The sequence below is a fragment of the Amycolatopsis thailandensis genome (genome assembly GCF_002234405.1).
GTDB lineage: Bacteria > Actinomycetota > Actinomycetes > Mycobacteriales > Pseudonocardiaceae > Amycolatopsis > Amycolatopsis thailandensis.
In genome coordinates, this window is sequence record NZ_NMQT01000073.1 from 1 (window position 1) to 25,258 (window position 25,258).

At 69.1% G+C, this 25,258-nt stretch carries 28 protein-coding genes; 17 read left to right on the plus strand and 11 right to left on the minus strand.

Features of this window, described 5'->3' with window-relative positions:
- Nucleotides 1-25 precede the first annotated feature (25 nt).
- Nucleotides 26-526: a MarR family winged helix-turn-helix transcriptional regulator gene (locus CFP71_RS20510; RefSeq protein ID WP_037341773.1), complete on the minus strand. Its 501-nt coding sequence runs from the start codon at nt 524-526 to the stop codon at nt 26-28.
- Between the two features lie 87 nt (nt 527-613).
- Between CFP71_RS20510 and CFP71_RS20515 the strand changes: the two genes are divergently transcribed.
- The gene (locus tag CFP71_RS20515) at nt 614-916 is read left to right on the plus strand and encodes a thiamine-binding protein (RefSeq protein WP_093935487.1); all 303 of its coding nucleotides are present in this window, start codon (nt 614-616) and stop codon (nt 914-916) included.
- On the opposite strand, the gene CFP71_RS20520 is transcribed toward CFP71_RS20515, so the two are convergent.
- Nucleotides 913-1,329, minus strand: coding sequence for a hypothetical protein (locus tag CFP71_RS20520; RefSeq protein ID WP_093935488.1), 417 nt, complete (start codon nt 1,327-1,329; stop codon nt 913-915). The genes CFP71_RS20515 and CFP71_RS20520 overlap by 4 nt on opposite strands.
- Nucleotides 1,330-1,427: 98 nt before the next feature.
- Between CFP71_RS20520 and CFP71_RS20525 the strand changes: the two genes are divergently transcribed.
- The gene (locus CFP71_RS20525) at nt 1,428-2,405 is read left to right on the plus strand and encodes a tetratricopeptide repeat protein (RefSeq protein WP_093935672.1); all 978 of its coding nucleotides are present in this window, start codon (nt 1,428-1,430) and stop codon (nt 2,403-2,405) included.
- Nucleotides 2,406-2,763: 358 nt separating this feature from the next.
- Here the strand turns inward: CFP71_RS20525 and CFP71_RS20530 are convergent, their stop codons facing one another.
- Nucleotides 2,764-4,230 carry a neutral zinc metallopeptidase gene (locus tag CFP71_RS20530; protein ID WP_378275668.1) on the minus strand — a complete coding sequence of 489 codons (1,467 nt, stop codon included), beginning with the start codon at nt 4,228-4,230 and terminating at the stop codon, nt 2,764-2,766.
- 146 nt (nt 4,231-4,376) lie between these two features.
- On the opposite strand from CFP71_RS20530, the gene glgP reads away from it, so the two are divergent.
- Nucleotides 4,377-6,917, plus strand: coding sequence for an alpha-glucan family phosphorylase (glgP, locus tag CFP71_RS20535; RefSeq protein ID WP_093935490.1), 2,541 nt, complete (start codon nt 4,377-4,379; stop codon nt 6,915-6,917).
- 115 nt (nt 6,918-7,032) lie between these two features.
- A complete protein-coding gene (locus CFP71_RS20540; protein WP_093935491.1) occupies nt 7,033-7,866 on the plus strand; it encodes a hypothetical protein in 834 nt (277 codons plus the stop codon).
- Here the strand turns inward: CFP71_RS20540 and CFP71_RS20545 are convergent.
- Together CFP71_RS20545 and CFP71_RS20550 are read right to left on the minus strand one after the other, a co-directional pair.
- Nucleotides 7,863-8,258, minus strand: coding sequence for a rhodanese-like domain-containing protein (locus tag CFP71_RS20545; protein ID WP_093935492.1), 396 nt, complete (start codon nt 8,256-8,258; stop codon nt 7,863-7,865). The genes CFP71_RS20540 and CFP71_RS20545 overlap by 4 nt on opposite strands.
- Nucleotides 8,255-8,803, minus strand: coding sequence for a cysteine dioxygenase (locus CFP71_RS20550; protein WP_093935493.1), 549 nt, complete (start codon nt 8,801-8,803; stop codon nt 8,255-8,257). The genes CFP71_RS20545 and CFP71_RS20550 overlap by 4 nt, the downstream gene beginning before the upstream one ends.
- A gap of 341 nt (nt 8,804-9,144) precedes the next feature.
- On the opposite strand from CFP71_RS20550, the gene CFP71_RS20555 reads away from it, so the two are divergent.
- The 6 genes from CFP71_RS20555 (at nt 9,145) to CFP71_RS20580 (ending at nt 14,144) form a co-directional block, all read left to right on the plus strand.
- Nucleotides 9,145-9,957: an ABC transporter ATP-binding protein gene (locus tag CFP71_RS20555; RefSeq protein ID WP_093935494.1), complete on the plus strand. Its 813-nt coding sequence runs from the start codon at nt 9,145-9,147 to the stop codon at nt 9,955-9,957.
- A 55-nt stretch (nt 9,958-10,012) separates the two neighbouring features.
- Nucleotides 10,013-10,792 (plus strand): enoyl-CoA hydratase/isomerase family protein, encoded by a 780-nt coding sequence (locus tag CFP71_RS20560; RefSeq protein ID WP_005167845.1) that lies wholly within the window; start codon nt 10,013-10,015, stop codon nt 10,790-10,792.
- Nucleotides 10,793-10,797: 5 nt separating this feature from the next.
- Nucleotides 10,798-11,760, plus strand: a complete 963-nt coding sequence (locus CFP71_RS20565) for a class I SAM-dependent methyltransferase (RefSeq protein ID WP_093935495.1) — start codon at nt 10,798-10,800, stop codon at nt 11,758-11,760.
- A complete protein-coding gene (locus CFP71_RS20570; RefSeq protein ID WP_093935496.1) occupies nt 11,761-12,930 on the plus strand; it encodes a class I SAM-dependent methyltransferase in 1,170 nt (389 codons plus the stop codon).
- A gap of 11 nt (nt 12,931-12,941) precedes the next feature.
- Complete coding sequence (locus CFP71_RS20575; protein ID WP_093935497.1) at nt 12,942-13,703, plus strand: HAD family acid phosphatase; 762 nt, start codon at nt 12,942-12,944, stop codon at nt 13,701-13,703.
- A gap of 66 nt (nt 13,704-13,769) precedes the next feature.
- Nucleotides 13,770-14,144, plus strand: a complete 375-nt coding sequence (locus tag CFP71_RS20580; RefSeq protein ID WP_093935498.1) for a DUF427 domain-containing protein — start codon at nt 13,770-13,772, stop codon at nt 14,142-14,144.
- A gap of 94 nt (nt 14,145-14,238) precedes the next feature.
- Here the strand turns inward: CFP71_RS20580 and CFP71_RS20585 are convergent, their stop codons facing one another.
- Nucleotides 14,239-14,958 (minus strand): hypothetical protein, encoded by a 720-nt coding sequence (locus CFP71_RS20585; protein ID WP_093935499.1) that lies wholly within the window; start codon nt 14,956-14,958, stop codon nt 14,239-14,241.
- 76 nt (nt 14,959-15,034) lie between these two features.
- On the opposite strand from CFP71_RS20585, the gene CFP71_RS20590 reads away from it, so the two are divergent.
- Together CFP71_RS20590 and CFP71_RS20595 are read left to right on the plus strand one after the other, a co-directional pair.
- Nucleotides 15,035-15,811 (plus strand): helix-turn-helix domain-containing protein, encoded by a 777-nt coding sequence (locus tag CFP71_RS20590; RefSeq protein ID WP_093935673.1) that lies wholly within the window; start codon nt 15,035-15,037, stop codon nt 15,809-15,811.
- 28 nt (nt 15,812-15,839) lie between these two features.
- Entirely contained in the window at nt 15,840-16,265 is a 426-nt protein-coding gene (locus tag CFP71_RS20595; protein ID WP_093935500.1) for an acyl-CoA thioesterase, read from the plus strand.
- On the opposite strand, the gene CFP71_RS20600 is transcribed toward CFP71_RS20595, so the two are convergent.
- On the minus strand, nt 16,266-16,787 hold the full coding sequence (locus tag CFP71_RS20600) for a GNAT family N-acetyltransferase (protein ID WP_093935501.1): 522 nt from the start codon (nt 16,785-16,787) through the stop codon (nt 16,266-16,268).
- Between the two features lie 47 nt (nt 16,788-16,834).
- Between CFP71_RS20600 and CFP71_RS20605 the strand changes: the two genes are divergently transcribed.
- The 3 genes from CFP71_RS20605 to CFP71_RS44655 are packed head-to-tail and all read left to right on the plus strand — an operon-like array spanning nt 16,835 to nt 18,449.
- Entirely contained in the window at nt 16,835-17,704 is an 870-nt protein-coding gene (locus CFP71_RS20605) for an aminoglycoside phosphotransferase family protein (RefSeq protein WP_093935502.1), read from the plus strand.
- A gap of 21 nt (nt 17,705-17,725) precedes the next feature.
- Nucleotides 17,726-18,196 carry a GNAT family N-acetyltransferase gene (locus CFP71_RS20610; RefSeq protein ID WP_093935503.1) on the plus strand — a complete coding sequence of 157 codons (471 nt, stop codon included), beginning with the start codon at nt 17,726-17,728 and terminating at the stop codon, nt 18,194-18,196.
- A 1-nt stretch (nt 18,197) separates the two neighbouring features.
- Entirely contained in the window at nt 18,198-18,449 is a 252-nt protein-coding gene (locus CFP71_RS44655; RefSeq protein ID WP_208635995.1) for a hypothetical protein, read from the plus strand.
- Nucleotides 18,450-18,495: 46 nt separating this feature from the next.
- On the opposite strand, the gene CFP71_RS20620 is transcribed toward CFP71_RS44655, so the two are convergent.
- On the minus strand, nt 18,496-19,761 hold the full coding sequence (locus CFP71_RS20620) for an HNH endonuclease signature motif containing protein (RefSeq protein WP_093935505.1): 1,266 nt from the start codon (nt 19,759-19,761) through the stop codon (nt 18,496-18,498).
- A gap of 478 nt (nt 19,762-20,239) precedes the next feature.
- Between CFP71_RS20620 and CFP71_RS20625 the strand changes: the two genes are divergently transcribed.
- The gene (locus tag CFP71_RS20625; RefSeq protein WP_093935506.1) at nt 20,240-21,091 is read left to right on the plus strand and encodes a nitroreductase/quinone reductase family protein; all 852 of its coding nucleotides are present in this window, start codon (nt 20,240-20,242) and stop codon (nt 21,089-21,091) included.
- 449 nt (nt 21,092-21,540) lie between these two features.
- Entirely contained in the window at nt 21,541-22,518 is a 978-nt protein-coding gene (locus CFP71_RS20630; protein ID WP_208635996.1) for an acyl-CoA desaturase, read from the plus strand.
- On the opposite strand, the gene CFP71_RS20635 is transcribed toward CFP71_RS20630, so the two are convergent.
- The 3 genes from CFP71_RS20635 to CFP71_RS20645 are packed head-to-tail and all read right to left on the minus strand — an operon-like array spanning nt 22,498 to nt 25,256.
- Nucleotides 22,498-23,304, minus strand: coding sequence for an alpha/beta hydrolase (locus CFP71_RS20635; protein ID WP_093935508.1), 807 nt, complete (start codon nt 23,302-23,304; stop codon nt 22,498-22,500). The genes CFP71_RS20630 and CFP71_RS20635 overlap by 21 nt on opposite strands.
- 16 nt (nt 23,305-23,320) lie before the next feature.
- A complete protein-coding gene (locus CFP71_RS20640; RefSeq protein WP_093935674.1) occupies nt 23,321-24,169 on the minus strand; it encodes a DUF4436 family protein in 849 nt (282 codons plus the stop codon).
- Between the two features lie 58 nt (nt 24,170-24,227).
- On the minus strand, nt 24,228-25,256 hold the full coding sequence (locus CFP71_RS20645) for a sigma-70 family RNA polymerase sigma factor (protein ID WP_093935509.1): 1,029 nt from the start codon (nt 25,254-25,256) through the stop codon (nt 24,228-24,230).
- Nucleotides 25,257-25,258: the final 2 nt, after the last annotated feature.

Here is a 25,258-nt window from a genome sequence, read left to right on the forward strand (position 1 = left end):
AGGGGGCCTTCACGTACTTGCGGGGTTATTCGGTGAAGTCGCCGGTGGCCTTGCGGACCTTGGTGAGCAGGTCGGTCAGCTGCTCGGTCTGCTTGCCGGTGAGCCCGGTCAGCCCGAAGTCGATCTCGGTGACCGCTTTCGTGGCCTCTTCGCGGCGTGCGCGGCCTTCGTCGGTGATCTCGACCAGCGTGGTCCGGCGGTCGGTCGGATGCGGGACGCGCTTGACCAGACCGTCCTTTTCCAGCCTGTCGACGATGTTGGTGACGCTCGTCGGGTGCAGCTGCAACCGCTCGCCCATCACGCGCATCGGCAGGTGGGACGCGCGGGCGAAGGTCAGCAGGACCAGCGCCTCGTACCGGGCGAAGGTCAGCCCGTGCGGTTTGAGCGCGCCGTCCACGGCGGACTGGATGATCTGCTGCACGCGCATGATCCCGGTCACCGCGGCCATGGTTTCGGACGGCCCGATGCGGGCCTCCCACAGCTGCGCCGCGCGGGCGATCGGGTCGAACGGCAACGGACGGCTCATGGCGTTCGAAGTTACCAGCGGGTACCCGTGCCATGGCGCGCGACCGGGTGTTATCCGTGGGAAAAGTGTCCGAACGAGGAGCAGAAGATGATCGTGGCTTTCAGTGTCAGCCCGTCCGCGGCCGAGGAGGACGGCGGTGTCAGCGAAGCCGTCGCCCGCGCGGTGAAAGTGGTGCGCGAGTCCGGCCTGCCGAATTCGACCAACGCGATGTTCACCAACATCGAAGGAGAGAGCTGGGATCAAGTGATGGACGTCGTCAAGCGCGCCGTCGAGGCCGCGGGCGAGGGATCGTCACGGGTCGGGCTGGTGCTCAAGGCCGACATCCGGCCGGGTTACGAAGGTCAGCTGACGGCGAAGGTCGAGCGGGTCGAGAAGCACCTGGGCGGCTAGGGGAGCGGCGGGGTGAAGGACACCAGCCACAGCTTGTCCTTGACCGCGATGGCCAGCGGGTAACCGAACGCGGTGCCATCGCCGAGCTTCCCGCTGACGGTCGCCGAAGTCGGCGCCAGATCGTCCGGCGCGAACTTCACCGTGACGTCGTGGGCGCCGCGGCCCGCCAGCGCGTCGAGATAGGACTTCGCGAAGTCGTCCGCCGAGGCGGGCGGGTAATCGATTAGCTCGGAGAGGGCCTCGGCGTCGTGCTCGTTGAGCGCGGCGGTGAGGCCCTCCCGCAGCTGTCCCGGGCTGGCGACACCGGGATCGGGTTGATGGGCGATCAGCACCGTGATGACGCTCACCCACGTGACCGCGATGGCGACGGCCACGGCCACCGTGGCCGTCCTGCGTGTCGGAATGTCGATCACCCCCTCGCAGCGAGCCTGCCGGACGGGGACCGTCCTGCCAAGCGGGCAGGCGGGGGCATGCGGTGAAACGGTCGGGGATGCGTGCCAGGATGGGGACCGTGACACACCCTCGCGGATCAGCATCGAAGACGGCGGCCCTGTCCGCCGCGCTTTCCGGCGCGGTCGACCTTTCCGCGCTCAAGGCGCGTGCCGAGGCGCCCCAGAAACAGCCTCCGGCCCCACCGCGGGCCCCGGCCGCGGACGGTGCCGCACCGGGCGGCCCCGCGACGGGCGGCGCCGTGATCGACGTCACCGAAGCGACGTTCCAGACCGAGGTCGTCGAGCGATCCCTCCAGCAACTGGTGGTCGTCGACCTGTGGGCCGAATGGTGCGGGCCGTGCAAGCAGCTCAGCCCGGTGCTGGAACGCCTGGCCGCCGAGTCCGGTGGCGCCTGGGTGCTCGCGAAGGTGGACGTCGACGCCAACCCGCGCATCGCGCAGCTCTTCGGCGCGCAGTCGATCCCGACTGTCATCGCCATCGGCGGCGGCCAGCCGGTCGACGCCTTCTCGGGCGCGCTGCCCGAACCCGAGATCCGCAAGTGGCTCGGTTCGCTGCTCGACGCCCTGCGCGACAGGCTGCCCGGCATCAAGGCCGCCGAACAGAACGGCGGCGGCGTCGAGGTGCCGGAGGACGAGCGGTTCACCGAGGCCGAGGAGGCCTTCGAACGCGGTGACTTCGCCGCGGCGCAGGCGGCCTACGAGCGCATCCTCGACGTCGAGCCGGCGAACGAGGAGGCCAAGACCGCGCTCGCGCAGGTGAAGTTCACCGCGCGCGCCGAGGCCGCGGGCCCGGACGCGATCGCGAAGGCCGACGCCGACCCGGCCGACCTCGACGCCCAGCTCGCCGCCGCCGACCTCGAAGTCGCCGGGCAGCAGCCCGAGGCGGGCTTCGCGCGGCTGATCGCGGCCGTGCGGCGGACCGCGGGGGACGACCGCAACAAGGCGCGGGAGCACCTGGTGGCGCTGTTCGAGCTGTTCGACTCCGCGGACGAGCGCGTGATGAAGGCGCGGCGGGATCTGGCGAGCGCGCTCTACTGAGCTTGGGTACCGCGCTCTACTGAGCTTGAGTACATGAAGGCCCCCTTCCTTGCGCTAGACGCTGTGAAGGGGGCCTTCATGTACTTGGGGCGGCGGCGTGCCGGGCCGGGGTGAAGGGGCTCCCGGGTGCCCCGAATGTGGCATTGGGGACACTCAACGTCCCCAATGCCACATTCGGCGCACACCCCAACTACACGCCCGGCTCGGGGCTCGGGTGCGGGAGGGCTCGGGTGCGGGAGGTGCAGGGTGCGGGTTTGGGGAGAGCGCGGCCCCCTCAACGCTATGAAAGGCCCCTTCATTGCAAAATTTGCAATGAAGGGGCCTTTCATGGCACTTCAGGGAGTCGTGACCGGGCCGATCAGCCGTACTGGGTCGAGCACACCGACGAGCTCTCCAGGTAGCCCTTCCGCAGTGCCTCGATCCGCTCGAAACCGTTGTCCACGCGCTTGCCGTTGACGTCGGCCGAGACCAGGCTCTCCGGGCTCAGCAGGTCCGAAATGGCCTCGTCGAGGTCACCGGCGGACAGCCGCAGCGTCGCGCCGGGAACCGAGCTGGCCTTCGCCCACGCACCGACCAGGCAAGCGGTGCGCAGTCCCGCGTTCGCGTTGTCGATCGACGCGCCGACACCCTTCTGGATGCCCATCGCGTAGCGGGACGCGATTTCGGAGAACGCGGCGAAGTCGCCCTTGCCCTCGCTGTGCCCGCTCTTCCACTCGGCTTCCTGGTCGACCGGCTGGGCGAGTTCGCGCAGCTTGGCCATGTCGATGCTGACCGTGTTGTTCGACGGGCAGTACGACGCGGGCGGGGTGCTGGGGCCGCCGGAGCAGCTGCCGTTGCCGTCCTCGGTGATCTCCGGGCCCGGGACACCGGCGCCCTTGAAGGCGTCGTCGAGGCTCTTCTTCAGGATCCCGATGATCTCCGCGTCGAGCTTCGAGTCGCCCTTGCCCTTGTCACCCTTGTCGAACGGGCGCTCGGTGATGCGCGCCTTGATGTTCTCCTCGTTCATCGCGGCGCATTCCTTCGGGCCCTTCTCGAACCCGACCTGGAACGCGTACGTGCGGTCGAACGCGGTGCCGTGCGCGCCCTGCTTCGTCGCGCTGGTGCCCGCCTGGTCGCGGATCAGGAACAGCGACGCCATGACCTGGTTCAGGCCCTCGGAGGTGGAGAGCCGGTAGAACTTGCTCTTCTCCTCGGCGACCCAGCGGAAGTAGCCGCCGGCGAAGCAGTCGGCCTGCTGCTCCTTGACGATCGACGGGGTGTTCTTCTTGATGTTGGCCTTCTCGCCGAGCCGGTACTGCACGGCGTGCCCGAGTTCGTGCGCGAGCACGACGGCGCTCGCCATCTTCCCGAAGCGCTCGCGCAGCATCGGCAGCAGCACGCCGCGGTCCCACGCCACCGAGTCGTCCGGCGGGCAGTAGAAGGCGTTGACCAGGCCCTTGACGCTGCCGCACTTGGTGTCTTCGTCGTCGGAGCGCGCGCTGTAGGACAGCAGCGACTTCAGCGGCTCGTACTGCTGGCCGAAGTCGCGCGGCATGACCTCGGTCCAGTAGGTCTGCGCGTCGGCGATCGCGGCGATGGCGAGCTGGTCGTCTTCGGAGCCGTCCTCGTTGCGGACCTGCAGGTCCGGCTTGGGGGCGTCCGGCTTCAGCCCGCTCTCGAAGTGGGTGACCGGCAGACCGGCGATGTCACCGGCTCCCGGCTGGCTGCCCTGCTGGCCCCCGGCGGTGCCGCCCTTGTCGTTGCAGGCGCTGAGCCCGAGAGCCATCACCGCCACGATCGCGATCAGAGCCGGGCGGCGAAAGCCCCGCAATCCCCCTTGGATCATCTTCACTCGCTTGTCGTCAGGGCCCCGACCGGGCCGCGCGTACACCGGCAAGCAGGGACCCTACCCAGCGCTTATGGCCCGCGTGCAGGTAATCCCCGAAGTGGGTCTTGAGCGGGGTGGGGGCGGTCCCGATATGGTCGCTCCTCATGAGAGCAGTCCGCCGGTTCACCGTCCGCGCGAGCCTGCCGGAGTCGCTCTCCGGCCTCGGTGACCTCGCCACGAATCTGCGCTGGACCTGGCATCCGCCCACCCGCGACCTGTTCGCGTCGATGGACGCGGAGCTGTTCAACCGGGTCCGCGATCCGCTGCGGATGCTCACCGCCCTGCCGCCTGCCAGGCTCGACGAGCTGGCCGTCGACGAAGCCTTCCTCGCCCACGCGCGCGAAGCGGTCGCCGACCTGGACCGGTATCTCGCCGAGCCGCGCTGGTACCAGAAGCAGGAAGACGCCGATCTCCCGCCGGCCGTCGCGTACTTCTCGATGGAGTTCGGCGTCACCGAAGCGCTGCCGAACTACTCCGGCGGCCTCGGCGTGCTCGCCGGGGACCACCTCAAGGCCGCGTCGGACCTCGGCGTGCCGATGATCGGCGTCGGGCTGCTCTACCGCGCCGGGTACTTCCGGCAGGCGCTGTCGCTCGACGGCTGGCAGGTCGAGCACTACCCGGTGATCGATCCCAACGCCTTCCCGCTGGAACTGCTGACCGACGGCGGCGAACCGGTGGTGGTCGACGTCGCCATGCCCGCCGGGCGGACCCTGCACGCGCAGATCTGGAAGGCCCGCGTCGGCCGGATCCCGCTGCTGCTGCTCGACACCGACACCGAAGCCAACGACGAGGATCTGCGCGCTGTCACCGACAGGCTCTACGGCGGTGACGCGGACCACCGCATCCGGCAGGAGATCCTGTCCGGGATCGGCGGCTTCCGCGCCGTGCGGCGGTACTGCGAGCTGACCGGGCACCCGCAGCCGAAGGTGTTCCACACCAACGAAGGTCACGCCGGGTTCCTCGGGCTGGAACGCGCCCGCGAGATCATCCAGACCGACGGGCTGGCGTTCGACGAGGCGCTGCCCGCCGTCCGCGCTGGCACCGTGTTCACCACGCACACGCCGGTCAGCGCGGGTATCGACCGGTTCCCCGTCGACCTCGTCCAGCGGTACTTCACCGACGGCAGGCTGGTCCCGGACGTCGACCCGCGCCGCGTGCTCGCGCTCGGCGCGGAGGACAACCCCGGCCTGTTCAACATGGCGCACATGGGTTTGCGGCTCGCCCAGCGCGCGAACGGCGTCTCGGCGCTGCACGGCCGGGTGTCGCGGAGGATGTTCTCCCGGCTGTGGCCGGGGTTCGACTTCGACGAGGTGCCCGTCTCGTCGGTCACCAACGGCGTCCACGGCCCGACGTGGGTGGCGCGCGAACTGAGCGCGCTGCTCGGGCGCAATCACGAGGAACTCGGTCTCGACGGCGCGCAGGGGAAGCCGCTGCGGGACGGCGTCAGCGACGAGCAGCTGTGGGCGCTGCGGCGCGAACTGCGGGAGAAACTGGTCGCCGAGGTGCGGCGCCGGGTGCGGGCCGCGTGGATGCAGCGCGGCGCGTCCGCGCTCGAACTCGGGTGGACCGACACGGTCTTCGACCCGGACGTGCTGACCGTCGGTTTCGCGCGCCGCGTGCCGACGTACAAACGGCTGACACTGATGCTGCGCGACCCGGAGCGCCTGCGCGCGCTGCTGCTCGACGAGCGGCGGCCGATCCAGCTCGTCGTCGCGGGCAAGTCGCATCCGGCCGACGAGGGCGGCAAGCAGCTGATCCAGCAGATCGTCCGGTTCGTCGACGATCCCGAGGTGCGGCGCCGCATCGTCTTCCTGCCGGACTACGACATGTCCATGGCGCGCTACCTCTACCGCGGCTGCGACGTCTGGCTGAACACGCCGGTGCGGCAACTGGAGGCGTGCGGGACCTCGGGGATGAAGTCCGCGCTCAACGGCGGCCTCAACCTGTCCATCCGCGACGGCTGGTGGGACGAGTGCTACGACGGCAGCAACGGCTGGGCGATCCCGACCGCGGACGGCGTCACCGACCCGCTGCGCCGGGACGAGCTGGAAGCAGCGGCGCTCTACGACCTGCTGGGCCACCAGATCGCGCCGCTGTTCTACGATCGCGACGCCGGCGGTGTGCCCGGCGGCTGGCTGTCGATGGTGTGGCACACCCTGGAGACACTCGGGCCGCGCGTGCAGGCCGCGCGGATGGTGCGGGAGTACGTCGAGTCCGGTTACCTGCCCGCCTCGCGGATGGTCGCGGAGGCGACGGGTGACGGGTATCGCGGCGCGCTTTCGCTGGCCGACTACCGGACCAAACTCGACGTCTCCTGGCCGCGGGTGCGGATCTTCGACACCGAACTGCTCGTCGAGGACGCCGCCCCGCTGGTCACCGGGACCGAGGTGACCATCCGGGCCCGGATCGACCTCGCCGGCCTCGAACCGTCCGAAGTGGACGTTCAGGCCGTCGTCGGGAAGGTGGGCGACGGGGACGAGCTGACCGGGCCGCTCACCGTGCCGATGTCCGGTGACGGGATCGGCGCGTTCGCCGCGCGGCTGAAACTGCCGCATCCGGGCTCGATCGGCTACACCGTCCGGGTGCTGCCGAAACACCGCCTGCTCGCCACACCGGCCGAACTCGCCCGGGTCGTCCACGCGTAAGCCTTCGTCAAGCCGGTACCGAACAAAAGAAACCGTCGATTCTCGATTTCCGCCGAACAATGCGGAACAGGCAGGTGAAATACACTTTGCCGGGCCGATCCTGAATCGCGGAGGAATGGTGGCTTCGGCGAAGGAAACGAAAACATCGCGCAGGGCCAAGGACCGGCTGCACCACGTCCACGCCCGGGCCGGGATCCAGCAGGACGGGTTGCGCCGTGCGCTGGGGCCGGAACTGCGGGCGATCTGGGGAGTCGCCGACGACGCCGAACCCGGCCGGGTGCGCGAGATCGTGCTTTTACGGCTGAACCGCGTGCTCGAACGGTTCGCCGATCCGCTCATGCCCGAGATCGTCTGGACCGCCTACAACCTCGGCGTGGATCCGGTGAACGGCGGCGCGGGCATGGTCGGCCGGATCAGGACCATGGTCGGGCGCGGCCGGGTGGCGGTCTCCGAGCGGACCTGCACCCGCCGGTTCTACGACTTCCTGGGGACCGTCAAGAACAGCTTGGACGGTTTTCAGGAAGACCTCACCGGAGAGGACTTCAGGCTCGCGTCGCGGTGGATCTCCGGGAACGTCCGCCCGGAGCGGGAGGAGACCGACGGCGGTCTGCGCGATCCCGTTCCCTCGGTCATGCGGATGTTCCTCGACGGCACGGTGTGGGGCCCCTCGGACGAGGCAGGCGCGCCGGTCCCGGCCCGGCTCGGCGCGCACGGCGACTGGCTCTGCGTCTTCACCGACGAGCGCCTGCTGGCCGAGTACCGCGCGCTCACCGGCGCCGGCTGGGCGCGGATCCGCCCCCGGACCGGCCGCGAGGTCGTACTCGCGGCCGCCAGGCGTGAGGTGGCGACGGGCGTCCTGGTCAACCCCAGGCCGTCGCGGGGCACCGGGATCCACGCGGCGCTCCCGCTCTCACCGGACTCGATCGCCCGGCTGGCGGTCCGCCGCTAGGGAACCGCGGGGGTGCCGCCCTCTCGGACCGGCAGGCCCGCCGAACGCCAGGCGCGGAACCCGCCTTCGAGATCGGTGGCGCCCGGCAGCCCGAGCCGCCGCAGATCGGCGGCGGCCAGGCTCGACGAGTACCCCTCGTTGCACACGACGATCACCGTCGAGTCCGGTTTCACCTCCGGCAGCCGCCATTCGCTGTCCGGCGCGAGCCGCCACTCGAGGTGGATCCGCTCGACGACCACCGAACCCGGGATCTCACCCTCTTCGAGCCGGTTGACGTGCGGGCGGATGTCCACGATCAGGGCGCCGTCGCGCTGCAGCCGTTGTGCCTGCTCGGGCTCCGCCCGGTTCAGTCCGGACCGGGCGGCTGCCAGCAGGTCGTCGATCGCGCTCATGCGCCCAGTATCGGGGCCAGCGAGGGGATCTCGGCGGGGACTTCGGTGAGGGAGCCGTACTCCCGGGTCGCGACCAGCGGCGGCGAGTAGGCGTGGACGCTGGCGGCGGGCTCGGAGCCGATGCCGGTCACCTGGTGCGCGCGCCCCGCGCCGAAGCCGATGCCCTCACCGGCGACGTGCGTGCGGCGCCGGATCGGGCCGCCGGGATAGCGGTACTCCTCGCCGAGCTCGCCCTGAAGCACGGTGAACGAGCCGGACGCGCCACCGTGGTCGTGCGGTTTGGTCTGCTGGCCGGGCAGCCAGGACAGCAGCCACAGTTCGACACCGTCGGTCAGCGCGAGCCGCGCCCACCATCGGCGCTCCTCGTCGAACCGCAGCAGGCCGCGCAGGCCCCCGGTCAGTTCGGTGGTGACGGTGGAGGTCAGATCGGCCAGCTCCCGGGGTGTCCAGAGCAGGCGCTCGGGGTGCAGCAGCTCGGGCAGCAGCGGATCGGTCAGCTGCGGGTGGATCTCGAAGTCCTGGCGGGACGAGACGGACGTGGTCACGGTGAGGCTCCTCGTGAAGGTTCGCGGGCAGGGCCGAACGCGGCGCGACACGGGTCTTCCCGGCACTCGGGGTGCCGGGCAAGAGCGGGAAATCAGCCGTGTCGCGCGGTGGTACACCCGGACGAGGCGACGAGGAGCAGGTCGATGGTGCGACGGCGCCAGAAAGAACCCCCGATGACGGGGAAGGCGGCGGCCACGGACCTGATCACGTCTTCGATGTTGCCACAGGCGCCACCGCGGCGGTTATTCCGGAGAGCTCTGTCTCACTCCCTGGACCTGCCGCTTTCCGCCGACCGGCGGCCCGGTGCACACCCGCGCGCGTGTCCGGACACAATGGGCGCGTGAGCGAGCCGATCCAGCCCAGCGAACTTGACGACCTCGTGGTGAGGATGACCGGTGTCGGGGTCCGCCGAACAGGCAACGACCTCCTCGCCGACCTCGACTGGACCGTGGAACTGGACGAGCGCTGGGTGGTGCTCGGCCCGAACGGCGCGGGCAAGACCACCCTGCTCCGGCTGGCCGCGGCCGAACTCCACCCGACCTCGGGAACGGTCGACCTGCTCGGCGACCGGATCGGCAAGGTCAACATCTTCGAGCTGCGCCCGCGGATCGGGTTCACCTCGGCCGCGATCGCCCAGCGGGTGCCCGCCGAGGAACGCGTCCTCGACGTCGTGGTGAGCGCCGGGTACGCCGTCGTCGGCCGCTGGCGTGAGGAATACGACAGCCTCGACACCGACCGCGCCCGCGAGCTGCTGGCCGCGCTCGGCATCCCGCACCTGGCCGAACGCACCTTCGGCACGCTGTCGGAGGGCGAGCGCAAGCGGACGCTGATCGCGCGTTCGCTGATGACCGACCCGGAGATGCTGCTGCTCGACGAGCCCGCCGCCGGACTCGACCTCGGCGGCCGCGAGGACCTCGTCGCCCGCCTGTCCGAGCTGGCCCTCGATCCCGAGGCCCCGGCCATGGTGCTCGTCACCCATCACGTGGAAGAAATCCCGCCGGGATTCACCCACGCGCTGCTGCTGCGTGACGGCCGCGCGGTCGCGTCCGGTCTCGTCGACGACGTCGTGACCAGCGAAAACCTGTCCAAGACGTTCGACCAGGATCTCCTGCTCGAACGGTCCGGTGATCGCTTCTTCGCCCGTCGCCGCTGACGGGTCGTACTGACCGGTAGCCTGCAATCTGTCTTGGACGGTTAAGGAGGACGGCGTGGGAGAGTTCGTAAGTCTCGAGGTCGAAGGCGGGGTCGGGACGATCCGGCTGGACCGCCCGCCGGTCAACGCGCTGAACAACCAGGTGCAGGCCGAGCTGGCCGAAGCGGCCCGTGAGGCGTCCGAGCGCGACGACGTGCGCGCGGTGATCCTCTACGGCGGCGAGAAGACCTTCGCGGGCGGCGCGGACATCAAGGAGATGGCCGAGCGCACCTACCCCGAGATCGCGAAGTTCGGCGCGGCGCTGACGGCGTCGCTGGCCACCATCGCGAACATCCCGAAGCCGGTCGTCGCGGCCATCACCGGCTACGCGCTGGGCGGCGGGCTCGAACTCGCGCTGACCGCGGACCGCCGGATCGCCGGCGACAACGTCAAGGTCGGCCAGCCGGAGATCCAGCTCGGCGTCATCCCCGGCGCCGGCGGCACGCAGCGCCTCGCGCGGCTCATCGGCCCGAGCAAGACCAAGGACCTCGTGTTCACCGGCCGCTTCGTGAAGGCCGAAGAGGCGCTGGCGCTGGGCATCCTCGACGAGGTCGTGGCGCCGGACGACGTCTACGCCGCCGCGCACAAGTGGGCCTCGCAGTTCGCGAACGGCCCGGCTGTCGCGCTTCGTGCCGCGAAGGCCGCCATCGACGGCGGTCTCGACACCGACCTCGCGAGCGGTCTCAAGCTCGAATCCCACCTCTTCGCCGCGCTGTGGGCGACCGAGGACCAGCGCAACGGCATGAAGTCGTTCATCGAAAACGGCCCTGGCAAGGCCACCTTCGAGGGGAAGTAAGCACGATGACCCAGGTGAACGACCCGGCGCCGAACCCCCACGCCACCGCCGAAGAGGTCAAGGCCGCCTTCGACGACCCCAAGCTCGCCAACGTGCTCTACCACGACTGGGAAGCCGGGACCTACGACGAGAAGTGGTCCATCTCCTACGACGAGCGCTGCATCACCTACGCGACGGACGTGTTCAACGCCGTCGCCGGTGAAGACGGCCAGCCGTACCCGACCGCGATGGAACTGGGCAGCGGCACCGGTTTCTTCCTCCTGAACCTGATGCAGGGCGGGGTGATCAAGAAGGGGTCGGTCACCGACCTCTCGCCCGGCATGGTCCAGGTCGCGCTGCGCAACGCCGAGAACCTCGGCCTCGACGTCGACGGCCGGGTCGCCGACGCGGAGCGGATCCCTTACGAGGACAACAGTTTCGACCTCGTCGTCGGGCACGCTGTGCTGCACCACATCCCGGACGTCCGCGCGGCGTTCGCCGAGGTGCTGCGGGTGCTGAAGCCGGGCGGCCGGTTCGTCTTCGCGGGCGAGCCGACGAAGGTCGGCGACTTCTACGCGCGCAAACTCGGCCAGATCACGTGGTATCTCACCACGAACCTGACCAAGATCCCGGTGCTCAACGGCTGGCGTCGTCCGCAGGAGGAACTCGACGAGTCCTCCCGCGCGGCCGCGCTGGAGGCCGTGGTCGACATCCACACCTTCGACCCGTCCGACCTCGAGTCGATGGCCCGCGGCGCGGGCGCGCAGGACGTCCGCGCGGTCACCGAGGAGTTCGCCGCCGCGCTCGCGGGCTGGCCGATCCGGACCTTCGAAGCCGCCGTGCCGCAGGAGAAACTGACCCTGCGCTGGCGTCTGTTCGCGTACCGGCTGTGGCTGCGACTGTCCGCTTTGGACAAGAAGCTGCTCGCGAAGGTGCTGCCACGCGAACTGTTCTACAACGTGATGATCACCGGCACCAAGCGTTCCTAGGTGCCTTACGCGTTCACCCTCGACGACGTCGCCTTCCTGCGCTCCGGCGCGGGAAGCGCGGCGCTCGCCGAATGCTCGTCCCTGCCGCTGACCGACAAGACCCGCATCGCCGACGTCGCCGCCGTCCGCCGGATCGCCCCGGACCACGCGGCCGCGGTGCTGGAAACGGTGGTGCTGCGGCGGAAGTCGTCGGCAAAACTGGACTCCGCGGACTCGTGGCTGTTCACCGGCGACGCCCTTCAGCAGGCCAGCGCCACCCTCGTCGCCCTGCACCGGGCGTCGCGACTGGCGGGCCGCGACGTCCACGACGTGACGTGTTCCGTCGGCGCGGACCTGATCGAGATCGCCCGGGTCGCTTCCCGGGCGATGGGCTCGGATCTGGACGAGGTCCGCCTGGCGATGGCGCGCCACAACGCTTCCGAGGCCGGGGTTTCGCCGGTTTTGGCGCGTGCCGACGCGTTGCGGCCGGTCAGCCGGTCTTCGGTCGTCGTGGCCGATCCCGCCCGCCGCGACTCCGCCGGGCGCCGGGCGTGGAAGCCCGCCGATTTCCTGCCGCCGCTGGACGGTCTTGTCGAGGCGTACGCGGGCCGCGAGCTTTCGGTCAAATGCGCGCCTGGCCTGGATTTCTCCATCGCGCCCTGGGCGGACGAGGTCGAACTGGTCTCTTTGGACGGCCAGGTCCGCGAGGCGTGCCTGTGGCGCGGGGTGGGCTCGACGGTTTCCCGCCGCGCGACGGTGTTGCGTTCGGACGGTGCACAGTGGACGATCACCGACGCCGATCCCGACGAGATTCCCCTGCGTGAGCCGGGGGAATGGATCGTCGACCCCGACGGCGCCGTCGTCCGGGCCGGACTCGTGCGGCATTACGCGGCGCGGCATGGCTTGTGGCAGCTCGACGAACGCATCGCGTACCTGACCGGGGACGTACCGCCACCGGGAATCCGGGCGTTCCGGGCGTTCGAGTACGGACCGTACAGTGAGAAGAATCTTCGTGTACTGCTGAAAAAACACGATATCGGTCGGCTGGAGATCCTGGTCCGCGGTCTCGACATAGACCCGGATGCCTTGCGGCGCAAGCTGAAACCTCGCGGTGGTGAAGAAGCTACTTTGGTTCTGACCAGAATCGGCCGTTCTGGAGTAGCGTTCCTTTGCCGCGCACAGCTGACGTGAGGAGCACTTCCATGAGCCGGTTCACCGGTCTGCTGAAACTGGCCGCAGCGGCGGCCGCCGGAGCCGTCCTCGCGGGCGGTGCCACCGCCATCGCGAACCAGGACGACGCGGCCTGGCGGCGCGGGCACGAGCCCGCCAACATCGGCCAGGTCAAGCTCGATGTGAAGGCCTACTACGGCGACGTCGTCGTCGACGGCAAGCACCAGTACTCGGACGGCAGCCGGTTCGTCTCCGACACCAAGCGCCAGGTCGCCGACGCCAAGCGCTATCTGCAGCGGAGGCTGGATCGCGGCGTGAAGAACCCCGCCGTCGTGTTCGACGTCGACGACACCGCCGAAGTCACTTATGGCTGGGAGGTCGACAACGACTTCGGTTTCGATCCGGTGAAGCAGCAGGAAGCGATCGACAAGGGCACGTTCGTCGCGAACAAGCCGGTGCTCGAACTGGCGAACTGGGCGGCGCAGCGCGGCGTGAAGATCTACTTCCTGACCGGCCGCAACGAGTTCCAGGGCCCGCAGTCGCTCAAGAACCTCGCGAACGAGGGCTACCCGGCGCCGGCGGGCGCGTTCTTCAAGCCGAAGACCACCGCGCCGGACTACCTGCCGTGCGGCCTGACCTGCACCACCGTCCAGTACAAGTCGGGCACGCGGAAGCGCATCGCCTCGACCGGCGCGACCATCGTGGCCAACTTCGGCGACCAGTTCAGCGACCTCGAAGGCGGTTACGCCGAGTTCCCGGTGAAGCTGCCGAACCCGATGTACTACCTGCCCTGAGGGGAATATCCGCGCGGGCCGCGTCGCTGTGACGGGTAGCGGAGAAACCCCCGAGGGAGCTGATCCATGCCTGACAAGAAGGTGCTGAAGCCCAGCGCGAGCCACCCGATCACGGTGGCGCCGAACGAGGCGCGAGTGGTCGTGACGGTCGGCGGGAAGGTCGTGGCGGACAGCGCGAACGCGCTCACGCTGCGAGAGGCGAACTACCCGCCGGCGCAGTACATCCCGCGTGCCGACGTCGACTTCGGCGTGCTGGAGCGGACGGAACACTCGACGTATTGCCCGTTCAAGGGCGACGCGTCGTACTACAGCATCCGCACCGGGGACGGCGTCGCCGAAAACGCCGTCTGGACCTACGAGGCGCCGCACGACGCTGTCGCCGAGATCAAGGACCACGTCGCGTTCTACCCGACGAAGGTGGACGCGATCGAAGAGCGCTGACCGCCGCCTCGCGCGTGCAATGAAGGGGCCTTTCATAGCAAAATTTGCTATGAAAGGCCCCTTCATTGCACGGGGGAGCCCTTCCGGAGCGCGGTCACACGAGGTGATTGATCCGGTCTCCGTCGGCGGCGAGAGAGGTGTCGGGCTCGATCCGCCAAGCGTCGAGGCCGGGTGTGTCGAGGAGCGCGTCGATCAGGGCCTCTTCGCCCGCGACCAGCGTCGAATTGAAGTCGACCTCGGTGGCCACGCACCACGCGCGGTCGTCCGGCCAGAACAGGTTGGGCGACTGCGCCTCGAACCAGCTCGGCCGGGGCCGCCAGCCGAGTTCCGTCGCCGAGGCCAGCGGCCCGGTGAACAGCAGGTAGTCGCGGCCGGGATGGCGCAGGCGCGGCGCGTCGAGGTGCTCGCGGGACAACGTCCTCTCGTCGGCCCAGCCGTAGCCCTCCCAGAGGCAGAACCAGGCGTCCGAAGCGGACGTGTGGTCGCCCAGGACGGCCAGCAGGGCGATGAGGCTGTGCGACGGCAGCGTGCCGCGTCCCGGCGGTGAACCCCGCCAGAGCGAGCCGGTGAGGTTCACCGGATCCGGCGAGCCGACGAGCGTGTGCCACTGCATGGCGCCGTGGGCGCGCCGTCCCGTTTCGGCCGCGGCTTCGCGCCAGCTCGCCCAGCCGCCGCGGTCGCGTTCGGCGGGATGGCAGAGCCGGGCGTAGGCGGCGTAACCACGTGGGACGGTGCGGCACGCAGCGCCGAACGCCCCGCCGAGCCTGGGGGAGATCCACTCGGCGGGGGACGGGTCGAGCACCGGCCGCAGCACGACGGCAAGTCTTCAGGAAGATCAAGTGACGCGCATCTTGTCGTTCTTGTCGGTGGGCGGGGGCATACTGCCGGGCGTGGGTGTTCCGCTGCGCCGCCGTTCGGGCCGTTCGGTGTACCGCGAAAGCACGCCGGTCGCGGAGGTGGCCGGCGTGGTCGAGAGTGCCTGGACGGGCTGGGTGGGGTGCCGTCGTCCGCTGCGGGTGTTCCCGGACGGTTGTGTGGACCTCGTCTGGGACGGGCGAGGGCTCGCCGCGGTCACCACGGTGCGCGGCGTGCTGAGACACGAGCTGCCGTCGGCGGAGTGGACCGTCGGGCTCCGGCTGAGGTGCGGTGTCGGCGGCGCGGTGCTGGGGCTGCCGATGACGGACCTGACGGCGGAGGCCACTCCGCTGCGCGACCTGTGGGCGGGAAGGGCCCGTCGCGCCGAAGCCAGGCTGGCCGAGTGCGGGGCACCGGGCGAGGCGCGGTCGCTGCTGGAGGAGCTGGTCGCCGAAAGGCTGCGGGACGTCGAGCTGGACGGTCTCTCGATCGCGGCCGCTCGCGCGCTGCGTTCGCCGGGTGCCCGCGCCGATCGGGTGGCGGCGGCGCTGGGCGTGAGCGAGCGTGGCCTTCGGCGGCACGTGCGGCACGAAATCGGCGTCGGTCCCAAGGAATTGCAGCGGGTGCTGCGGTTCCGCCGGTTCCTCAACCGGGTCGAGGCCGTCGCACGGGACCGTTCGTCACTCGCCGACGTCGCCGCCGAAGTGGGCTACGCGGACCAGTCCCACCTCGGGCGCGAATGCCGTCGGCTGTCGGACTCGTCGCCCGGCGCCCTCGTGCGATCGTGGACTGGCCGAAACGTTCCAGACTGAGCCTGGCCGCCGAGGCGAAGATCGGGAAGTGCCCGAACCTTTCCGCGTCACCATCGACATCCGGACCGACGATCTCGACATCAATGGGCACGTACGCGGCCCCGCCTATCTCGCGTACGCCGATCACGCGCGCTGGGAAAGCGTCTGGGCGGCCGGGGTGGACCCGCTGGCGCTCAAGGCCGCGAATCTCGGTCCGGTCAACCTCGAAACGACCATCCGGTTCCGCCGGGAACTCCGGGCCCGCGCACGGATCGACGTCCTGACCCGGTTCGTCTGGGAACCGGGCAAGATCTCGCTGGTGGTCCAGGAGTTCGTCACACCGGACGGCACCGTGGTGGCCGAAGTCGAAAGCCTCTCCGGGCTGCTGGATCTCGAACACCGCCGCCTGGTCCCGGATCCCGCGCTGCACTGGCGGAAGTACGCGGCGCGGCCGGAGATCCTCGGCCTGACGTGATCACCCGCCAGTTCTCCGCTGGTAAAGGCTGGTCGGCCAGGTCAGCTCGGGCGGATCCGCCACGTGCTCGAATCCCGCGCGTACGTAGAGCGCGCGCAAGGCGGGGTTGTCGCGCGTGGTCGCCACCCGGACGAAGGATTTGCCCCGCGCCGCCGCCCGCTCCCCGGCCCAGTCGATGATCCGGACCCCGAGCCCGGCTCCGGCCGCTTCCCGCGCCACCGCGAGGCGTCCCAGGTAGTAGGCCGGTTCCGTGTTTTCACCCCAGAGATCCGGCTCCGCTTCGGTGACCACGCAAGTCGCGATCGGCTTGTCGAGCCTGGTGATCAGCAGCGCTTCGCCCAGTGCGATCTGACGGTTCACCGATTCCCGGGGAAAACGTCGCGGCCATTGACGGATTCCGCGTCCGGTCAGCCACGCGGCGGCTTCGGCGAGGAGGTCGAGCACCGCGTCCTCCTCACCGGGGCGGGCCGGGCGGATGGTGGCGTCCGGGGTGAGCGGCTCGGGGCCGGCGATGATCGGCATGGCTCGATGATGCCTCGTGGCCGGGCCGTGGTGGTTGGATATCCGTCATGGGGGATGTCATCGACGAGAACCTCGTACGGAAGTTGATCGCCGCGCAGTTTCCTCGGTGGGATGGGGCGCCGGTCGGACGGTGGCCGTCCGGGGGCACGGTCAACGCCATGTTCCGGCTGGGCGACGACCTGGTCGTGCGGTTGCCGCTGACGGAAAGCGGCGCGGAGGACGTGGTGCTGGAGCGGACGTGGCTGCCCCGCATCGCGCCCCGGTTGTCCACGCGCATCCCGGAGTCGCTCGGGGCGGGGCAACCGGGCGAGGGCTACCCGTGGCCGTGGTCGGTCTATCGCTGGCTGCCGGGCGAGAATCCGCGGCCGGACGGCCCTTCGCAGTTGGCCGAAGATCTGGCCGAGTTCGTGCTGGCGATGCGGAGCATCCCTCTGGCGGGAGCGCCGAGGGCGTACCGCGGCGGGCCGCTCGCGGCGCTGGACACGGCCACCCGGTCGGCGATCGAGAGCCTGCGCGTCACCCCGGAGGAGAACGTCGACTGCGACGCTGTCCTTCGGCTCTGGGAGAACACGTTGCGAGCCGCAGACAGTGACGACGCGCAGGTATGGCTGCACGCCGATCTGATGCCGGGAAACCTGCTGGTGGACGGCGAAAGGCTTTCCGCGGTGATCGACTTCGGCTGTATGGGAGCGGGTGATCCGGCCTGCGATCTGTTCCCGGCGTGGAACCTGCTGTCCGACGAAGCGAGAGAAGTCTTCCGGGAAGCGCTGAAGGTGGACGAAGCCACCTGGAGCCGAGGCCGCGCGCGGACGCTTTCGCAGGCCCTGATCGCGTTGCCGTACTACCGGAACACGAACCCGGCGATGGCGGGCAACGCACGGCACGTGATCCGGACGGTGCTCCGGGAAATCACTTGATGCGCCGCCTACGGTTGCGGCATGACGAGGACGTTCCGGCTGGCCGAGGTCACCGCGGCCAACTTCGACGACGCGATCGGTGTGCGGGTTCGTCCTGACCAGAACCATCTGGTCGCGTCGGTCGTGAAGTCTCTCGCCGAGGCATACGTGTACCCCGGCACGGCCTGGCCCCGGCTCATTCTCGACGGTGACCGGCCGGTCGGTTTCCTCATGGCCTTCCTCGACATCGACTTCGCCGGTGACGGAACGGGCACCGATCTCCGTTCGGGTCTCTGGCGGCTCAACATCGCGGCCGGCGAGCAGGGCCGTGGCTGCGGCCGCTTCGCGGTCGAGGCTGTGTCCGCCGAGATCCGGCGTAGGGGCGGTAGCCGCATGACCACCACCTGGCATCCGGGCGAGGACGGGCCTGAGGGGTTCTACCTGAGGCTCGGTTTCGTCCCGACTGGAGAGACGAGCGGTGATCAGATGGTCGGTGAGTTGGCGCTGGACTAGGTTGCTCGCACCGGACCCGGCGCCGCTGACCGCCGCCCGCGAAGCGGACAAGCGCGTGGTGGGGGCCTGTCGGCACTTCGCCGTGCTTAGGTGCGCTATCGCGGAATCGCCGCTCGAGTCCACTGTGACCGGTGCGGACTACGATGCCTTGCTCGATGAGCTCGCGGGCGCGTGTGCCACCGACGATCCTGAGAACGTCACCGCGCTTTACGGTCATCAGGATCTACGCGTGCCGGAGAGCCTGAGCCGCTGACGAAGTCGGATCAGATCACTTTGCGGGAGGGCTGGCGGGGTTCGGCCTATGTCCTGAGGTGCATCGTGTTGCGTCTCGGTTCCCCGGTGGGGTCGAGGTAGGCGGGGGCGGTGAATTCGGGTAACCCGTCTAGGGCGATCTGGACTTTCCATTCGCTGTGGTGGATCAGCCGGTGGTGTTTGGTGCAGAGGAGCACGAGGTTGTCGATCTTCGTTTCGCCGTGGTGCCGCCAGAAAACAATGTGGTGCGCGGTGCAGCGCGGTACGGGCATGTCGCAGCCCGGGAACGCGCAGCCGCCGTCGCGGATCGTCAACGCGTACTTCTGCGCTAACGACACTGTTCGTTTGGATCGGCCGATGTCGAGTGGTTCGCCGGCGGTGCCGAGAACACCCGGCCTCACCCGAGCATCACACGCCAGAATCCGGGCGTCAGTCGCACTGATCGGCCCGACCAGATCCAGGTGAGCTTCACCGATATCCCGGATCAGGTCCTCATACGACATGGTGACCAGGATGTGGGTGGCTTCCCCGGCCTGACCGGGAAGATTCCGGCTGGTCGTCTTCAACCGCACGTAATCGGTGAAAGCATCCCCGTAGCGTTCGTCCTGGGTGCGGGAGTCCCGCACCCCGTCGATCGCCTTGTGGGGTTTGGCCAGCGGGTCGAGGTCGGACTTCAACCGCGCGTAGGTTTCCAGGTCGAGGGTGGCTTTCAGACCGAGGGTTCCGTCGCGGTGTTGGACGAACCGCAACTCCGGCCGCACATCCTTCGGGTCCTCGTTGCGGGGCTCTTTCCCATCAGGATCGAGCTTGTCCAACAGCCGCCGCCCGGCCCGGGCGATCGCGCGGGGCCCGGCACGGCGGGCGAGGTCGACCAGGATCTTCTCCCCGCCCCGCACCTCCTCCTCCGGCACACCCGACGGGATCCGCGCCAGAGTGCGGATGATCGCGTCGATCTGCGAACCACCGATCGCGCCTTCCGCAGCGGCCTCGGCGGTCAACGGCGCCAACGGAGGCTCAGGATCCCCGCCGATGGACGGACCGGGATGCAACGCCAGCACCCGATCCGCACGATCCTTGGCTTCCTTGTCCGACACCAGGAAATCCTCGAAAATCATCGCCGCCAACGTCGAATGACCACTGCACCCACGAACACCGCGAGCATTGATCTCCGCGAGGATCGCGTTCTGCTCCGCATCCACCCGACGTTTGACGACCTCTAGTTCCTGTTTGCGGGCATGCAACGCAGCCGTGTCGACGCGCCACCACTCGGTGCGCGTCGTCTCGGGTCTGTCGCTGTCGGCCACGAAATCAATGATACTCCGATTCGAACACTTGTGCTATGAAATATTAGGGGTAATTGTTCAAGTTCATTGGTTTTCGTTGGTGTGCCTTGGAATAATCTTGTTGTGAGAGAAGGGGGTGGCTGTCATATGGCAGGCTTGCGGCGTTGTTTGCCGCGTAGGCGGTGGAACTCGCTCGTGCTCGTGAAGAAATCACTCGGCTGTAGGGCAAGGTTGCCCAGCTGAGGTGCCGGCTGGGGATGACGGCGCTGCCTGAACGGTCGACCTTGTGCTAACCTCGACCCCGAGCCCCGTATGGGCCTACGCATGGAGGTAGCGGCTACTCGGCCACCAGAGATCGGCACACACCGTCTCTTGTCTTCGCTCATCCCCCGTCAGTGGGATGACGTCTCCATGCGTGCGCTCAGAACCCGGGTGTACCAAGACTTGTGCCCTTTTCCGGTGATCGTTCCGCGTCCTCCTGTCGACACAGCGATGGGAAAGGACAGCATTGACCGGCTTCAACGACCAAGTGATCAGTGAATTCAGGCAGAACAAGGGAAAACTCGGCGGCATGTTCGAGGGGTGGCGGCTGATCCTGCTGACCACCACCGGTGCCAAGAGTGGTGAGCGGCGCACGAATCCGTTGGGGTACCTCGAAATCGACGGCAAGACCGTCGTCGTCGCTTCGAACATGGGAGCGCCGAGGCATCCCGGCTGGTATCACAACATCCGGCACGATCATCGCGTCACGATCGAAACCGGGACCGAAAGCTACGAGGCGATCGCTGCCATCCCGCCCGCAGCGGAACGCGACACATTGTTCGCGAAGGTTGTCGCCGAGGATCCCGGATTCGCCGAGTATCAAGCGAAAACGACGCGTGAGCTGCCCGTCGTGATCCTGCACCGGATCGACGACCGGGTGCGGGGAATGGGGCACTTCCTGGTGGAGGTCCACGAGTGGCTGAGGGAGGAACTCAAGACAGTGCGCGCCGGGGTCGAAGACCTGGTGGCGGGCCGTGCCGATTCGCTCACCCTGGAGAAATCCTTGCGGGCACACTGTGTTTCGTTCTGCGAGGCGCTGACCAAGCATCACACCGGTGAGGACATGGGCGCGTTTCCGATGCTGGCGCAACGGTTTCCCGCGCTCGCGCCGGTGTTGGCGAAGCTTGGGGAGGACCACGTCGTCGTCGCGACGTCGCAGAAGCGGATCCGTGAACTCGTCGAGGGTTACGTCCACGGCGAGAGCGACCCGATCCGGTTGCGCGACGACTTCGACGAGCTCGCAGGCAAGCTGGAAGCCCATTTCGCCTATGAAGAACGAACCGTCGTGACAGCACTCAACGTGACGGCACACGGCTGATCGGGTGGATGCCCCGGGGACCGGCCCCGGGGCGTGTACCGTGGTAAACGGCGACGCCCCCGGGGCGCGACGCCGCGAGACGGTGGAATTCGCCCCTGGTCTCGCTGAAGACCGCGCGACAGCGGTCCCCTTTCGAAAGGTTTCATCGTCAGTACTCACAACACGAACAGTGCGCTGTTCAGTCATCCGCTCGAAGCCCAGGCCGAGCGATACGACCACAAGACCGCCCAGGGTGAGCGATACATGGATCTTTTTCGCGAACCCTCTTATCCCGCAATGGAACCTTCGGCCGACGCCGTTCGTTGAACAACCTGGTCCAACGTTTTGGGTGTCGTGTTGTCCAAGCACGCTCGCGCAGAATTCGTCGCGGGCATGCCTTTTCGTGCGCCGCGTCGTGCTCAGGCTCTCGCAGCTGACACAAGCCTCGGCCCTCGACAAGAAACGGCGACATGACCTCAGTTTTGAGACTCTCGGACACCGAAGAGCGGCGGACGCCGCAACCCTTGATGTCCGGGGAGCAGTCCCGCACCGAAAACCTCCTCGTCAAGCTGTTCGCGGTGGTCCCTCTGCTGGCGCTGGCCGCCTCCGTCCCCTTCGCGTGGGGCTGGGGACTAGGCTGGGTGGACCTCGGCCTGGCCGTCGGGTTCTACTTCCTGACCGGTCTCGGCGTGACCGTCGGTTACCACCGCTACTTCACCCACGGCGCCTTCAAGGCCAACCGCGGCCTTAAGATCGCCCTCGCGGTCGCAGGCAGCATGGCCATGCAGGGCCCGGTCATCGGCTGGGTGGCCGACCACCGGCGCCACCACGCGTTCGCCGACCGAGAAGGCGACCCGCATTCCCCGTGGCGGTTCGGCACCACCCCGGCCGCGCTCGCCCGCGGCTTCTGGCACGCCCACATGGGCTGGCTGTTCGAACGCGAGAAGACCAACGCTCGAAGGTTCGCCCCGGACCTGCTCGCCGACCGTGACCTCGCGCGCGTCGACAGGCTGTTCCCGCTGCTCACCGTCGTGACCCTGCTCGCGCCCGCCGTCCTCGGCGGCGTGATCACCTTGTCGTGGTGGGGCGCGGTCACCGCGTTCTTCTGGGCGAGCCTCGTCCGGGTGGCGCTGCTGCACCACGTCACCTGGTCGGTGAACTCGCTGTGTCACCTGATCGGCGACCGCCCGTTCGCCGCCCGCGACAAGTCCGCGAACTTCTGGCCGCTCGCCATCGCCTCGATGGGCGAGTCGTGGCACAACTCCCACCACGCCGACCCGACCGGCGCCCGGCACGGCGTCCGCCGCGGCCAGCTCGACATCTCCGCTCGGTTGATCCGGCTGTTCGAGAAGGCGGGCTGGGCGACAGACGTCCGCTGGCCGAAGGCCGATCGTCTCGGCCGCAAGCTCAACCCCGGCCACACTCTGTCACTGCGGCGGAGCACCTGAGCCGTTCACGATGGCGTCGATCAGCTCCGGCCCGTCGGAGAACGCCGGGTCGTTGTGATCGGCGCCGGGAACCTCGACCACCGTGGCACTCGCCGCCCGCGCCACTTCGCGGCTCTGCTCGGCCGGGACGACCGAGTCCGCGGAGCCGAAGACGACGGTGACCGGCGCCTCGACCCGCGCGACGTCGCCCCGGGTCGGGAACTCGTCCCGCAGCAGCCACCGGACCGGCAGGAACGGGTAGTGCCGCTGCCCGACCGAGGCGAGGTCGACGAAGGGCGAGCGCAGCACCAGAGCGGATGGCGGACGTTCGACGGCCAGCTCGGCGACCACCGCCGAGCCGAGGCTTTCGCCGAAGTACACCAATGGCGCACCGGCTTCGCGCGCCAAGAACTCCTGGGCGGCGCGGACGTCCAGCGCTAGCCCGTCCTCGGACGGGTCACCGGGATTACCCCCGTACCCGCGATAGTCCACGAGCAGCACCGACAGGCCGCGTGCGGTCAGCGCGCGGGCCAGCGGCGCCCGGTACGACCTATTGCCGGCGTTGCCCGGCGCCACCAGGACGGCCGCCTTCGCGGAGACGACCGGGAAGTACCAGCTCGCGAGGTGTAACCCGTCCGCGGTGGTGAGCGTGACGTCCCTGCCACCGGGCAGCACGTCGGCCGCGCCGGGCAGCGGGCCGCCCTCGGGGAGATAGATCAGCTCGCGCTGAAACGCGAACGCGCCGCCGAAGACCACGCCGACGATGGTGACCGCCACCGCCGTCCCGATCGACACCCGCCTGCGCATACCTCCATCATGCTCGTCACGAGTCCGGTTTGCCCTGTTCGGTGATCGCGCCGGTCACCACCGAGACCACGACGCACAGCGCGATGACGACCTCGGCCCAGAGGAAGGCCGTGTAGTCCAGCAGCGACCCGATCGGTGGCGAACCCGGGGCCAGATTGCGGAATCCGGCGAGCGCGAACAGGGTCGCGGCCATGAACCCGAACGACGGCCAGACCAGGCCGCGCCGTCGCGCGATCAGATGCCGGGCGCCGAAGAACACCGCGATGGCGAGACCCCACATGGTGATCATCATGAACAAGGCGAAGACCAGCACGCTGGTGGAGCGGCTGAACCGGACGTCGAGGCCGCCTTGGTCCTCCGTCGCGCGATAGTCCTTGACGGAGAAGGAGAACAGACTGTCCACTTTGTCCAGTGTGAACAGCACAGGCGCGGGTTCCCCGTTGTGGACGGCCGCGAACTCGATCCGCGCCTCGTAGCCGTCGAACGGGTAGTCCGTGACGGCTCCGCCGGTCAGCGCGATCGGGATGTCGAGACTGGAGATCCGCTGGTGCGCCGGGAAGACGCGGTCGTCGCGAAGGCTGGACGAAGACAGCAGCCGCAGTTCGCCGGCCGGCGCCACCCCGTCGTCTTCCCCGAACCGCCCGAGCGGGACGACCAGCACGCGCAGCACGGCCTCCCGCGCGGCGGCGTCCACCTTGAGGACGGAGGCGTTGACCTCGACCCGGTCCGGCGCGTGCGACCCGGCCCAGTGCCCGGTGTCGCCCGCGGTCCGGTCCGCGCTGTACAGCCACAGGCCGAGAGCGGCGGCGATCACCACGGCGGGTACGACGGCGATGGCCTTGACCGCCGGAGTGATCTTTCGCATGGCGGCCATCGTGGCAGTCCGGAGCCGGTTCGGCCGCGATTGTCATGCCGAAGGGTGATCAGGGCTTCGTCATGGCGAGACCGAACCGCGCGAACAAGGCCGGGTCGATGAAGGAGGTGATTTCGCGGATCCTGTCGTCCCGCAGGGACAGCACGTTGATCGACCAGGCGTGGTGGACGGCGTCCGCCGATTCGCCGACGTAGCAGGCGAAGGCCGGCTGGCCGTTGGCGGTGATGATCTCGTTGCGCCAGCTCGGGCATCGCCCGAGCGGGACCTCGGCGGCGAAGTCGGAGACGGCCTCGATGCCGCGATACCAGTGCGCGAGCGGCGGCATGGACCAGGTGACGTCTTCGGTCAGCAACGCCACGAGCGCGTCGGCGTCGCCGCGTTCCAGCGCGGAGGCGAAGTCCGCGGCGATCTCGCGGATCCGCGCGTCTTCGAGCTTCCGCGGCGTCCGCTGCCTGCCCCGTGACGGGGCCTTCTCGGCCACGATCGCCCGTGCGCGCTGCAGCGCGCTGTTCACCGCCGCAGCCGATGTGTCCATTATGGACGCGATTTCGGCGGCGGAGAAGCCGAGGACGTCGAAGAGCAGCAGCGCCGCCCGCTGGTTCCCCGGCAGATGCTGGAGCGCGGCGACGAACGCCAGCTCGACGGCCTCACGCTGCTCGTACCGGGTGTCCGGCCCGGCCGGGCCCCAGCCCAGGCTCCCGTCGGGGTACGGGCCGAGCCACGCGACCTCGGTCATCGGGGCGTGTTCGAGCACCGCCCGGTCACTCGACGGGCCGAGGTCCATCGGCAGGGCGCGCCTGCCGCGTGCGGCGGCGGTGTCGAGGCAGGTGCGGGTGGCGACGGTGTAGAGCCAGGTCCGCATCGAGCTCCGGCCCTCGAAGCGTTCCAGGCCCTGCCAGGCCCGCAGGAGCGCGTCCTGCAAGGCGTCGTCGGCGTCGTGGGCCGAGCCCAGCATGCGGTAGCAGTGGGTGTGCAATTCGCGGCGCAGCGGCTCTACCAGACGGTCGAACGCCGCGCCGTTTCCGTTGCGGGCTTCGGTGACGTCCGGGTCCTCGGCGCGCGGGAGATCTTCACTCACGG

Excerpts from the sequence above, each read along its gene's own strand:
- glgP (WP_093935490.1), top strand. The coding sequence starts at position 4,377 with ATGAGAGCAGTCCGCCGGTTCACCGTCCGCGCGAGCCTGCCGGAGTCG.
- CFP71_RS20565 (WP_093935495.1), top strand. The coding sequence starts at position 10,798 with ATGACCCAGGTGAACGACCCGGCGCCGAACCCCCACGCCACCGCCGAA.
- CFP71_RS20540 (WP_093935491.1), top strand. The coding sequence starts at position 7,033 with ATGGTGGCTTCGGCGAAGGAAACGAAAACATCGCGCAGGGCCAAGGAC.
- CFP71_RS20605 (WP_093935502.1), top strand. The coding sequence starts at position 16,835 with ATGGGGGATGTCATCGACGAGAACCTCGTACGGAAGTTGATCGCCGCG.
- CFP71_RS20575 (WP_093935497.1), top strand. The coding sequence starts at position 12,942 with ATGAGCCGGTTCACCGGTCTGCTGAAACTGGCCGCAGCGGCGGCCGCC.
- CFP71_RS20610 (WP_093935503.1), top strand. The coding sequence starts at position 17,726 with ATGACGAGGACGTTCCGGCTGGCCGAGGTCACCGCGGCCAACTTCGAC.
- CFP71_RS20530 (WP_378275668.1), bottom strand. The coding sequence starts at position 4,230 with ATGATCCAAGGGGGATTGCGGGGCTTTCGCCGCCCGGCTCTGATCGCG.
- CFP71_RS20510 (WP_037341773.1), bottom strand. The coding sequence starts at position 526 with ATGAGCCGTCCGTTGCCGTTCGACCCGATCGCCCGCGCGGCGCAGCTG.
- CFP71_RS20515 (WP_093935487.1), top strand. The coding sequence starts at position 614 with ATGATCGTGGCTTTCAGTGTCAGCCCGTCCGCGGCCGAGGAGGACGGC.
- CFP71_RS20640 (WP_093935674.1), bottom strand. The coding sequence starts at position 24,169 with ATGCGAAAGATCACTCCGGCGGTCAAGGCCATCGCCGTCGTACCCGCC.
- CFP71_RS20635 (WP_093935508.1), bottom strand. The coding sequence starts at position 23,304 with ATGCGCAGGCGGGTGTCGATCGGGACGGCGGTGGCGGTCACCATCGTC.
- CFP71_RS20600 (WP_093935501.1), bottom strand. The coding sequence starts at position 16,787 with ATGCCGATCATCGCCGGCCCCGAGCCGCTCACCCCGGACGCCACCATC.
- CFP71_RS20580 (WP_093935498.1), top strand. The coding sequence starts at position 13,770 with ATGCCTGACAAGAAGGTGCTGAAGCCCAGCGCGAGCCACCCGATCACG.
- CFP71_RS20545 (WP_093935492.1), bottom strand. The coding sequence starts at position 8,258 with ATGAGCGCGATCGACGACCTGCTGGCAGCCGCCCGGTCCGGACTGAAC.
- CFP71_RS20630 (WP_208635996.1), top strand. The coding sequence starts at position 21,541 with ATGACCTCAGTTTTGAGACTCTCGGACACCGAAGAGCGGCGGACGCCG.